Raw genomic sequence first — 11389 nt, forward strand, 5'->3', positions numbered from 1 at the left:
GCAACACCGAGCTGTACCTCGCACCGTGCGGCTCCTCGAGGACCAGCAATCCAGTCCTCCCGCCCCTCCCTCGCCGGCGACATCACGGAAACGGGTGGACGGTGTGATGTCACGACGCTCGTGACGGAAACTCTTCGGCGGCGCTCACGCGGGTCGCGGCACGGAGCAACTGCAGCGACCGCTGGTGCGCCCGTGCGGCGCGGGCGCTGTCCAACGCTGCATCCGGTCCTGCTCGCAGCGCGTTGTACTCATACTGGCGTGCTTGCGCTTCGTACCATGCGGCCATGGCCTCGGCGCTCGCGCCAGGAGTGGGTCGAATGACGGAAAGCGCGGTCAACTCGATCAGGATATCCGCATCCATTGATCCTCACTCCATCCCGGGTTGGTCGCTGATCGTTCTGGTACGAAACGATGTTCGCGCCAGTCGACATGGCGGGAACGACGAGCTGGCTTCGTGATGTAGCTCTGATGAATGACCCCTTCATCGCGTCTTCCGAGGCGCTCAGGGGGTGGGTTTCGACCCTCGCGACGGTAATCCCGCCGAGTATCACGGTCAGAGTTCGATGTTGCGCATCGTTACCAGCACGGTGGCGCAGTGTGTTTCGCCGGCGTAAATGTCGGCCGTGGCGACGGTCATCGCGCGGCCGGGTGTGAGGACATGTCCGACTGCGACTGACCAGCCGTACTACAGGTCGAGCACCAGCAGATCCGACCGGGCCCGCGAAACACAGAGCATGATCGACGCACTCTGCTCGCGTTCGCCGGCGGACAGCACCGAGTCTCGATGACAGACCTCGCCCTCGATCACCGAGGTCTCACAGCTTGCGCAGGTGCCCTCCCGGCACGACGTCTCGACCGTGATCCCGGCGTCTTCGAGGGCGTCGACGATCGATTGATCCTCTCCGACTCGGATGGTGGCGCCGGTACTCGCGATCTTGACGGTGAAGTCACGGTCGGGGCCGGAGTCCTCGCCGACCGTGCGCGGCCGAAACCGCTCGAGGTGGAGCCGTCGCGACTCGGCCGGCCCGAGGGCGGACTCCACCGCGGCGAGTAGGGGCTCTGGCCCGCAGCAGTAGATCTGGGCACTCGGGTCGCCGCCCGCGAGGATGTCCCCGAGCGGGAGCAGGCCGCACTCGTCCTGGGGCAGCACGCTCACCCGGGAGCCGTGCACCGAGACCTCGTCGCGGTAGGCCATGGACTGGCGGGTTCGACCGCCGTAATGCAGGGACCAGCTCGCACCCTCGTCCTCGGCTGCGGCGATCATCGGCAGGATCGGGGTGATGCCGATTCCGCCGGCCACGAAGATGTAGGTCCTGCCCTCGTCGAGGGCAAAGTTGTTGCGTGGCAGTGACACCGTCAGGGTACTTCCCGGAGCAACCTGCCGATGCAGGTATCGGGATCCTCCCCGCCCGTCGCGTTCGAGGAGTACACCGACTCGCCACCGGAACCGGTCCTGGGGGTCGCCGCACAGCGAATACTGACGGACTCCGGCGTCGCCGACCTCGATGTCGATGTGCGCGCCCGGTGTCCAGCGAGGCAGTTCGCCGCCGCCGGGTAACGCGAGTTCGAGGGAGACGACGTCCGGGGTTTCGTGCTGCCGTGCAACGACTATGACCGGAAAGGTGCCGTCGGCCGAAAGCATGTGAACTCCTCCTGGAGAGACGGATCCGCCGGGCGCGGACGGTTCGGTTCCGCTGTCTCGTCCAGACTCGCCCAGTGGTGGACGGCCCGCCCGCGATGAGAAGCAATCGACTCGGGCGATCGGCGTTCCCTATCACGGCTCTGCCGTGCACGCGCGCCGCGTGAGACTGACCGTCGAGGACTGGACTATCCGCAACCACAGGGAAGTGACACCGATTCATGACTGCACTCGAACCGCTGGTCGCAAGAACCGCGGATTTCATTCGCGACACCGTCATTCCGGTGGAGTACGAAGTCGTCGTCCACGGGCGCGTCGTCGACGACGCGCTGCGCCTGGACCTGCAGAAGAAGGCCAAGGATGCGGGAGTTTTCGGCCCGCTGTCGGACGTGCGTTACGGCGGGCTCGGTCTCGACACCAGGGCGCAGGCGCGTGTCCTGGAGGCGGCGGGCGCCAGTCTGCTGGGGCCGCTGTCGGTGAACGGGTCGGCTCCCGACGACGGCAACATTCACTTGCTCGCGCACGCCGGCACCCCCGAGCAGAAGGAACGGTATCTGGCGCCGCTCGCGTCGGGGGAGATCCGGTCGTCGATCGCGATGACCGAACCCGCCCCCGGTGCCGGGTCGGATCCGTCGCTGCTGAGTACCGTCGCCGAACGGACCGGCTCCGGATGGGTGATCAACGGGAAGAAGCACTTCACGACCGGCGCCGACGGTGCCGGTTTCACCATCTGTGTCGCCGCGACCGCGGATGGGCCGACCATGTTTCTGGTCGACCAGAACAATCCCGGACTACGGGTCGGGCGCCGGATGCCCACCCTGGACCACAGCGTTCCGGGCGGGCACTGTGAGGTCGACTTCGTCGACTGTGAGATCACCGGGGACGCCGTGCTCGGCGAGGCCGGCCTGGGCATGGAGTACGCACAGGTGCGCCTGGCACCGTCCCGGTTGGTGTTCTGCATGAACTGGCTCGGCCTTGCGGTCCGCGCCCACGAGATGGCGGCGCGGCACATCACCGGCCGGTCGGCGTTCGGGGTGCCGATCGCCGAGCACGGGATGGCCCAGGGGTTGGTCGCCGACAGCGAGATCGACATCGCCGCGTCCCGGGGTCTTATTCGCACCGCGGCGGAGTCGATCGACGAACAGGGCCCAGCGTCGTCGGCGGCGCGCCACCACGCATCGATCGCGAAGACATTCGTGTCCGAGGCGGTCTGGCGGATCCTCGACCGCGCGGTGCAGCTGCACGGCGGGCTCGGCGTGTGCGAGGACCACCTCGTCGCCCGTTTCCTGGTCGAGGCCCGCGCCTTCCGCATCTACGAGGGACCGTCCGAGGTGCTGCGCTGGTCGATCGCCCGCCGGGTCTTGCGCACGGTCCGCTGACCACAACACCCTCCCCCACTACGACTTGAGGAGTTTCCCGTGACCACTCACACCGATGATCGGGCCCGTACCGGCTTCGCCGCCGTGTACGGCACCCTGGACCCCGCCGCCCTCGACTACGAGCACCTGCGTGCGGTGTCGGACGGCATGGTGCCGTTCGGCACCACGGCCGGCACCACCATCACCGAGCTCGGACCGGACCGGGCGGTCGTGGAGATTCCCGCGACCCCGGACGTGACCAACCACATGGGCACCGTGCATGCGGGGGCACTGTTCACCGCCGCCGACATCGCCGGTGCCGCCGCGTTCGTGGGCGCGGCCGCCGCACGCCTCGATACCATCGCGCGGCTGGTGTTGCGCGGCGCGGGCGCCTCGTACCGCAAGCCGGCGCTGGGTCGGATCCGCGCGGTCGCGACGGTCGACGAACGCGAGCTGCGCACAATTTTGGCCGCCGACCGTGATGAGCGGTTCGAACTGTCCGGCAAAGCGATGTTGCTCGATGATGCCGACGTCGTGGTCGCGAAATTCACGTTCGACTACATCGTGGACACCGTGTTCCCCGCCCGAGCGAACGACAAGGACGCATGATGACGACCTCTCCGACGCGGCCACCCTCGGAGTACTCCACCCTCGAGTCGGTGGCGGTGAGTACCCCCGACGGGGTGACGTTCCGGGTACGGGTCCTCCCGTCGGCCCGCCCGGACGCGCCGCTGGTGCTGATCCTGCCGGCGATGGCGATGAAGGCCAAGCACTATCTGGCGCTCGGCAAGGCCTTCCACGCGCAGGGACTGTCGGTGGCGTTGACTGATCTGCGTGCGCAGGGCGAGAGTCGTCCGGCGCTGCGCGAGGGTAGGGACTTCGGGTACCGCGAGATGCTAGAGGTCGACCTGCCCGCGATCGTCGCGGCGCTGCGGCAGCGGTTTCCGCACGCGCCCTTGCATCTGTTCGGGCACAGCCTCGGTGGGCAATTGGCGTTGCTGTTCGCGGCCGCCCGGCCGACCGCGGCGACCAGTGTCACGGTCATCGGCACGGGGACGGTGTTCTGGCGGGCGTTCGGTCCCCGCCGCTGGGTGGAGGCCTTGACCAGTATCCAGTGGATCGGTCTGGTTTCACGGGTGAAGGGGTACTGGCCGGGCGGCGTGCTGATTCCCGGTGCGATGGCGGGTGGGGTGATGATCGACTGGTCGAAGCACTCGCTGACCAGCCGCTACCGCCCCAAGGGTGCCTCCGTCGACTACGACACGTTACTGGCGGAGATGACGATGCCGGTGCTGGCGGTCTCCCTCGAGCACGACCGGCTCGGGCCCAAGTCCAATGTCGACTTCCTGGTCTCCCGCATGCCGGCGGCGACGGTGACGCAGTGGCATGTCGAGGGCGACTCTCCGGTGGTGCACCGTGATCATTTCGAATGGTTGAAGGATTCTCCGGTGGTGGCTCAGCGAGTGGCGGAGTGGATCGACTCCGGTTCCGCTTTCGCCTGAGCTGCGGTCGGTTTCGGGCGCAGCGTGACGGCGGTGAGGACCGCGCCGAGCGCTGCGCCCGTGGCCGCGACGAGGAAGGTGGCCGACAGGTGGGTCACCGCGGTGGTCGGGGACGGTGGGGAGAGCAAAGCGGCCACCGCGACACCGAAGACGGCACCGAACTGGCGGAAGGTGTTCATCGCACCCGATGCGGCGCCCATGGTGGTCTCCGGTACGGCGTTCGCCATGGCCGCGATGGCCACTACACCACCGGAGAGCGGGATCCCCGCGCCGAGAAGACCGAGGGCACCGAGGTACACGGCGGGCGGCGCCGATAACTCGATGGTGACGAGCCCGACGAGACCGGTGCCGATGAGGGCGAGACCGGTCAGCATGGTCGGCCGGGTGCCGAGTCGGCGGGCAACGCTCGCCGCGGTGAGGGAGGCGATCCCGAGCATCCCGAAAAGCGGCAGGAACCGCAGACCGGTGTGCAGTGGGGAGAGTCCGAGATCGCGCTGGAAGTACAGCGTCAGCACGAACAGCACCCCGTACAGCCCGAACAGTCCAAGGAAGTTGACCGAGCAGGCCACGGCGACCTCGGGAATGCGCAGCAACCCCCGAGGCAGCAGCGGTGTCGCGGTCCGGTTCTCCCAGAGGGTGAACGCGGCGATCGCGATCACCGCGGCGCCGACGCAGCCGAGGATGAAGGGCGAGCTCCAGCCGCGGTGCGGGCCCTCGATCAGCGCGAGGGTCGCCCCGCAGCCGGCGGCGATGAACAGCAGCTGCCCCGGGAGGTCCATCCGCTGGCCGGATGCCACGCGGTCCCGCCGGAGAGATGCCCGCAGGCACCAGAATCCGACGAGACAGATCGGGATGTTGATCCAGAACAGGGCGCGCCAGCTCGTCGCCGTGACCAGCACTCCCCCGAGCAGCGGTCCGACCGCGAGCGCGACGCCGGCGGTGCCACCCCACAGGCCGATGGCGCGGGCTCGGGCGCGCGGGTGCCGAATGTGCGTGCTCAGTGCCGCGACCGAGAGCGGGACGAGAGCTGCGGCGGCGACTCCCTGGAGTGCGCGGGCAGCGACCAACACAGCGATACTCGGTGCGACGGCGCAGACGATCGAGGCGATGGTGAACACGAGGGCACCGGCGAGCATGACCCGCCGCGCACCGAGCCGGTCGCCGAGCACCCCGCCGGCCAGGAGCAGGCACGCGAAGGCGAGGGTATAAGCGTCGAGGATCCACGGGGCGGCGGTGCCGCCGCCGCCCACGTCGCCGACGATGTCCGGCAGCGCGACCGGGGTGATGCTGGTATCGAGGTAGACGACGAACGTCATCGCGCAGATCCCGAGGAGCAGCAGCGTCGAGCGGGGACCGGTGTCTGGATGCGAAGTCACCGAATCAGGCTAAGTTCGGTGCCGTCAAACACGCTCGCATGCACTGTTTTTCGGTCTGTGCGATAGACATCGCCTATCGCCTCCGGAAGCCGGGTGATCGCAACTGTCGATCGCACCGGTGATGTTCTCCTATTGGTGCAGGCCGCCGTTACCGCGGGTGCGGGTCAACATGAGCCGGCCGCGCGGCGTTCACCGGGCAGTCACTGGCAACTGTTGTCGTTCCGCCGGAACGACAACGAATGTGAGGAGACGTGGGTGGCACGGATAAGACTCGATGGGGTGTCGAAACAGTTCGGCACGACCCAGGTCGTGCGGGAGGTGAATCTGGACATCACGGACGGTGAGTTTCTGGTCCTGCTCGGGCCCAGCGGGTGCGGCAAGTCGACGCTACTGCGGATGATCGCCGGACTCGAGTCGCCGTCGGCAGGGCGAATCCTGCTCGACGACCGCGATATCACCGCGACGCCGCCGCAGCAGCGGAACGTGGCGATGGTGTTCCAGAGTTACGCCTTGTATCCCCACCTGACCGTCGCGAAGAACATCGGCTTCCCGCTGCGCGCCCGAGGCCGCTCGCGGCAGCAGATCCGCGAGACGGTCACCGACGTGGCGGCGACCCTCGGCCTGGACGAGCACCTCGACCGGCGGCCGGGCGCCCTGTCCGGCGGGCAGCGTCAGCGAGTCGCGCTCGCCCGGGCGATGGTGCGCGAGCCGGGCGCGTTTCTGATGGACGAGCCACTGTCGAATCTCGATGCGGCGCTGCGCAGTGCCACCAGGACCGAGCTGACCGGGCTGCACCGCAGATTGGGCACCACGTTCCTGTACGTCACCCACGACCAGGTCGAGGCAATGACCATGGCCACGAGGATCGCACTCCTCAACGGGGGCCGGGTCGAGCAGGTCGGAACCCCGTCCGAGTTGTACGACGCACCGCGGTCGACGTTCGTTGCCGCGTTCCTGGGTGCCCCACCGATGAATCTGTTCGACGCGGCGATCGTCGACCGCGCCGGCGAGCTGCATGTGGTGGCCGACGGCCTGGATGCACCGCTCGGACTGCCTGCCGGCGCGGCTTCGGGGTCACGGACGGTGACGGTCGGGATTCGGCCGGAACGGCTGCGTCTGAACGCCCCAGAGGCCCGCCTGCGCGGTGTCGTCACCGCCATCGAGAACCTCGGCGGTGAGGAAATCGTGCACATCAGCGTGGGCGTCACCAGCCTCGCGGTGCGGGCCCCTCGGCCCGTGCCGGTGCGGGCCGGCGATGCCGTCGGGCTGGGTGTCGAGTCCCGCGACCTCCACCTGTTCGAATCCGGCACGGGACGCCGCCTTCTCTGGCGACCACCACACGAGCACGAGGCATCGGTCCCCGGCGCCTCCGCCCTTTCAGTGGCCTGAACCGGCCACCCGATCCCGCTTCGCCTTTCACACGTCACAGGAGAAAACAGTGAAGAAGACCTTGCCCGCGCTGGTCGCGCTCGTGACCAGCGCCGCGGCCCTGACCGCCTGCGGCGGCCTGGGCACCACCACCACGGAGTCCTCGGCCAGCGGTTCCGGTCCGGTCCCGGAACTGGGACCGGACCAGCAGGTGTCGATCGTGTTCGAAAGCTACAACTACGGAATGGCGGGAGCGTGGACCGACACCTTCAACGCGCTGATCGCCGACTTCACCAAGTTGCACCCCAACATCAAGGTCACCGCGCAAAAGCCTCAGGGCAACAGCCCGAACCCGGCCACCGACACGATCTCGAGCATCCAGAGCCAGACGGTCGCGGGAACCCCACCCGATGTTGCGCAGCTCGGGTTCAGTGACCTCGACTTCACGATTCATCAACTGGGTGCGAAACCGCTCGACGACCTGGTGGGCACGGAGTCCGTGCAGAAGAACTTCGACGGCGCGAAATACCCGTACGCGCCAACGGCCCGCACCCTCGGTGACTGGGAGGGCACCACCTACGGTGTTCCGTTCGTCTTCTCCACCCCGGTGTTCTACTACAACGCCACCCTGTTCGAGCAGGCCGGGCTCGACCCCGCGCAGCCGCCGACCACGTGGGATCAGGTTGCCGATGCCGCGGCGGCCATCGCCGCGAAGACCGGCAAGGGCGGGGTGTACCTGGATTGTTTGACCAAGACCGCCAAGGATTGGTGCTTCCAGAGCCTGGTCCGCTCGAACGGCGGGCAGGTGATCTCCGACGACCGGTCCACGCTGACCTTTGCCGACGACCCGGCGGTGCAGGTCACCGCGATGGCCCAGGATCTGGTGCGCTCCGGTGCCACCCCGAAGTTGAGCCAACAGCAGGGTTATGAGGCGTTCGCCCGCGGGGACCTCGGCATGATCCTCGAAACCAGCGCGATCCAGGGCACGTTCATCAAGGGCGCCAAGGACAAGTGGGATCTGCGCGCGACCACGATGCCCGCCTTTGCCGCCAAGACCACGGTACCGACCAACTCCGGTGCCTCCCTGTTCACGTTCGCCTCGGACCCCGCGAAGCAGCGGGCGTCGTGGGAGCTGATCAAGTACCTCACGAGCGAGCAGGCCTACACGAAGATCGCGCAGGGCATCGGCTACCTCCCGCTGCGGACCGGGCTCGTCGACGACCCGGCCGGGCTACAGGACTGGGCGCAGAAGAATCCGCTTCTCGCCCCCAACCTCGCGCAGCTGAAGTCGATGGAGCCGTGGATTTCCATGCCCGGCAACAACTATCTGCAGATCCGCGACGGCATGATGGATGCCGTCGAGGCGAGCGTGTATCAGGACGCCGACCCGAAGTCCACCCTCGAGGCCGCCCAGAAGCAGGCGAGCACGCTTCTGCCCGCCGAATGAGCACCCCCACGGGCCCGTCCGACCAGTTGACGATCGTGCAACTGACCGACACCCACATCACCGCCGGCGGGAAACTCGTCCACGATGCCGTGGACACTCTGGACTCGCTGCGGCGCACGCTCGACCGGATCGTCGGATCCGGTCGGCGGGTCGACGCGCTGGTCCTGTCCGGCGATCTCACCGACAACGGAGCGCCGGAGGCCTATCGGCGGTTGCGTGCGGTCGTCGAGCCGGCGGCGGCGGCCCTCGGCGCCCGCATCGTCTACGCGATGGGCAATCACGACGAGCGGACCGCGTTCGGCACCGAACTGTGCGGACGAAGCACGAAGGACAGTGGTGGTCTGACCGCACCCTACGACGCCGTCCACGAGGTACACGGGCTGCGGATCGTGGTGCTCGACAGCACCACCCCGGGCCGGCACGAGGGCTGGCTGACCGATAGCCAACTGAACTGGCTCAGAGGCACCCTGTCCCGGCCGAGCGCGCGCGGCACGCTCCTGGTCCTGCACCATCCACCGATTCCATCGCCGGTCACGACGGTGAACTACCTGCGGTTGCAGGAGCCGGACCGGCTGGCGTCGGTCGTGGCCGGCTCCGATGTCCGGATGATCCTGTGCGGACACGCGCACCTGACCGGTACCGGTGCGGTTGCGGGGATTCCGGTGTGGGTGGGTCCGGCGTTGTCGTACCGGGTCGACCCGTTCGCCCCGGCCGGCCGGCACCGCGGCCATGCCGGCTACGGATTCACCCGGATCGATGTCCTCGGCGACGCCGTGGTCGCCACCGCGGTGGAGGCGACCCCGGCCGAGGTGGTCTACGACATCCCCGAGCAGGACATGCTCGACCGGTTGCGCGCGCTCGCGCTCGAGGCTGGCTGAGGAGGCGATCGTGTTTATTGCCGTACCTGATCTCGCCGACGCGGCACGAGCCGCGCAGTCGCCTGCGGTGGTCCCGGCCATCCGTGTCCACCCTCTTCGGAGGGTGGTGCGGGCGGCCGCCCCGTACCTGTATCTCACGCCTGCGGTCGCGCTACTGATCGTGTGGACCTACCGGCCTCTGCTCCAGGCCGCCCAGCTGTCCACGTATTCGTGGAATCTGCTGCCGACTACGCCGATGGTGCACGTGGGTGCCGACAACTATCAGCGGTTGCTGGAGTTGCCGGCGGTCGGGGATTCGGTCTGGCGGACCGTGGTTCTCATCGTCGGTCTGCTGCCGTTCACCCTGGTGATGCCGGTGGTGGTCGCGTTCGCGACCCGCGGCATCCGCGGGCGCTCCCGGGCGACCTACCAGAGCTTGATCTTCGCGCCTTTTCTGGTTGCCCCGGTGGCCAGTGCGGCGGTGTGGCAGTGGCTGCTGGACCCCGGCGCGGGGGTGGTGAACCGGGTGCTGAGTTCGGACACCAACTGGATCCACGAACCGGGCACCGCCCAGTGGGTGATCGTGCTGATCACCGGGTGGCATTTCATGGGTTTCGCGGTGCTCGTGGTCTCGGCCGGAATGGCCGGGGTGAGCGATCATTACGCCGAGGCGGCGCAGGTCGACGGGGCGACGCGGCGGCAGATCGACTGGTGGATCACCCTGCCACTGTTGTCGCCAACACTGGTGTTCCTCGGACTCATGACCGTGCTGCTGAGCGCGCAGTGGACCTTCCCGCTCATCGACACCCTCACCCAGGGCGGACCGTCGCAGGCGACGACCAACATCTACTACCTGTTGTGGGACTACGGGTTCCACAGCTTCGACGCGGGACTCAGTGCCGCCGCGGGCATCATGCTGTTCATCGGATTCGGTCTCGTTGCCGGTGTGCTCGTGTGGATCTCGGAAAGGATCTCGTTCCATGACGACTAGCGAGGCAGTCGTACCCGAACCGTTATGGCGGCGGGCGCGGGGACATGCAGTCCTCATCACCATCGCCCTCGTGTGCGCATTTCCCATCTACTGGCTGCTCGCCACGTCTCTGCGACGGCCCGACGACGTCGGCTCCCTCTCCCCCGTTCCGTGGCCGCCGTCACTGGGCAACTATGTGGATGCGACCGAGAAGGTCGACGTGATCCGACTGCTCGCCAACACGTTCGCCGTCTCCGCTGTCTCGGCAGCTGGTCAGCTTCTCGTGGCCCTGCTCGCCTCGTACGCGTTCGCGATGTATTCGTTCCGCTTCCAACGCCTGCTCTACCTCGCGTTCGTCGGCACCTGGCTGGTGCCCTTCCAGGTCACGATGCTCCCCAACTATGTACTGCTGTACCAGCTGGGACTGATCAACAACCTTGCCGGGGTGATCGTGCCGACGCTGTGTTCCGCGCTGGGTGTCCTGATGCTCCGCCAGCACATGGCCAGCTTCCCGAAAGAACTGGTCGCGGCGGCGAAGATGGACGGCCGTTCCTCATGGTCGATCCTCTGGACCGTCGTGGTGCCGAATCTGCGTCCCGCATTGGCGGCGCTGTCGATTCTGTTGTTCATCAATGCCTGGAACGAATACTTCTGGCCCGCGGTGGTCCTGCAACGCAGCAACTCGGTCGTGCAGTTGGGGCTGCGGAGTTTCATGGGGACCGAGGGCAACGACTGGGGGCCGATGATGGCCGTCGCCGGTCTGGCATGCCTTCCCGTCTTCGCGCTCTACGTCGTGCTGCAGCGGCACATCGTCAACGCGTTCGTCCGTTCCGGACTGAAATAGTCGTCGGAACACGGCGGAGCCGGCGCGC

The 11389-nt window shown here is 67.6% G+C and carries 11 protein-coding genes; 8 read left to right on the forward strand and 3 right to left on the reverse strand.

Annotation, left to right across the window (positions count from 1 at the left end; all coding sequences use genetic code 11):
• Positions 1–109 precede the first annotated feature (109 nt).
• Together I1A62_RS10130 and I1A62_RS10135 are read right to left on the reverse strand one after the other, a co-directional pair.
• Entirely contained in the window at positions 110–361 is a 252-nt protein-coding gene (locus I1A62_RS10130) for a hypothetical protein (protein ID WP_219458632.1), read from the reverse strand.
• Between the two features lie 324 nt (positions 362–685).
• Positions 686–1642, reverse strand: a complete 957-nt coding sequence (locus I1A62_RS10135; RefSeq protein WP_219458633.1) for a PDR/VanB family oxidoreductase — start codon at positions 1640–1642, stop codon at positions 686–688.
• A gap of 218 nt (positions 1643–1860) precedes the next feature.
• On the opposite strand from I1A62_RS10135, the gene I1A62_RS10140 reads away from it, so the two are divergent.
• Genes I1A62_RS10140 through I1A62_RS10150 form a run of 3 tightly spaced genes read left to right on the forward strand, consistent with a single transcriptional unit; the run spans position 1861 to position 4499 of the window.
• Entirely contained in the window at positions 1861–3018 is a 1158-nt protein-coding gene (locus I1A62_RS10140) for an acyl-CoA dehydrogenase family protein (protein WP_124394005.1), read from the forward strand.
• A gap of 39 nt (positions 3019–3057) precedes the next feature.
• Positions 3058–3606 (forward strand): YiiD C-terminal domain-containing protein, encoded by a 549-nt coding sequence (locus I1A62_RS10145; protein WP_124394004.1) that lies wholly within the window; start codon positions 3058–3060, stop codon positions 3604–3606.
• Positions 3606–4499: an alpha/beta fold hydrolase gene (locus I1A62_RS10150; RefSeq protein WP_219458634.1), complete on the forward strand. Its 894-nt coding sequence runs from the start codon at positions 3606–3608 to the stop codon at positions 4497–4499. The genes I1A62_RS10145 and I1A62_RS10150 overlap by 1 nt, the downstream gene beginning before the upstream one ends.
• Here I1A62_RS10150 and I1A62_RS10155 read toward each other — a convergent pair.
• Complete coding sequence (locus I1A62_RS10155) at positions 4454–5875, reverse strand: MFS transporter (protein WP_124394002.1); 1422 nt, start codon at positions 5873–5875, stop codon at positions 4454–4456. The two genes, I1A62_RS10150 and I1A62_RS10155, sit on opposite strands and share 46 nt — an antisense overlap.
• Positions 5876–6130: 255 nt before the next feature.
• On the opposite strand from I1A62_RS10155, the gene I1A62_RS10160 reads away from it, so the two are divergent.
• From I1A62_RS10160 to I1A62_RS10180, 5 genes are read left to right on the forward strand one after another with little or no spacing between them, the layout of a single operon-like run.
• Complete coding sequence (locus I1A62_RS10160; protein WP_219458635.1) at positions 6131–7264, forward strand: ABC transporter ATP-binding protein; 1134 nt, start codon at positions 6131–6133, stop codon at positions 7262–7264.
• A gap of 49 nt (positions 7265–7313) precedes the next feature.
• The gene (locus I1A62_RS10165; protein ID WP_219458636.1) at positions 7314–8690 is read left to right on the forward strand and encodes an ABC transporter substrate-binding protein; all 1377 of its coding nucleotides are present in this window, start codon (positions 7314–7316) and stop codon (positions 8688–8690) included.
• Positions 8687–9568: a metallophosphoesterase gene (locus tag I1A62_RS10170; protein WP_124393999.1), complete on the forward strand. Its 882-nt coding sequence runs from the start codon at positions 8687–8689 to the stop codon at positions 9566–9568. The genes I1A62_RS10165 and I1A62_RS10170 overlap by 4 nt, the downstream gene beginning before the upstream one ends.
• Positions 9569–9578: 10 nt before the next feature.
• Positions 9579–10538 (forward strand): carbohydrate ABC transporter permease, encoded by a 960-nt coding sequence (locus tag I1A62_RS10175; RefSeq protein ID WP_219458637.1) that lies wholly within the window; start codon positions 9579–9581, stop codon positions 10536–10538.
• A complete protein-coding gene (locus I1A62_RS10180; RefSeq protein WP_219458638.1) occupies positions 10528–11361 on the forward strand; it encodes a carbohydrate ABC transporter permease in 834 nt (277 codons plus the stop codon). Before I1A62_RS10175 ends, I1A62_RS10180 begins: the two co-directional genes overlap by 11 nt.
• Positions 11362–11389: the final 28 nt, after the last annotated feature.

The sequence above is a fragment of the Rhodococcus sp. USK10 genome (assembly GCF_019378875.1).
In the GTDB taxonomy this organism is placed as follows: Bacteria; Actinomycetota; Actinomycetes; order Mycobacteriales; family Mycobacteriaceae; genus Rhodococcus_F; species Rhodococcus_F pseudokoreensis.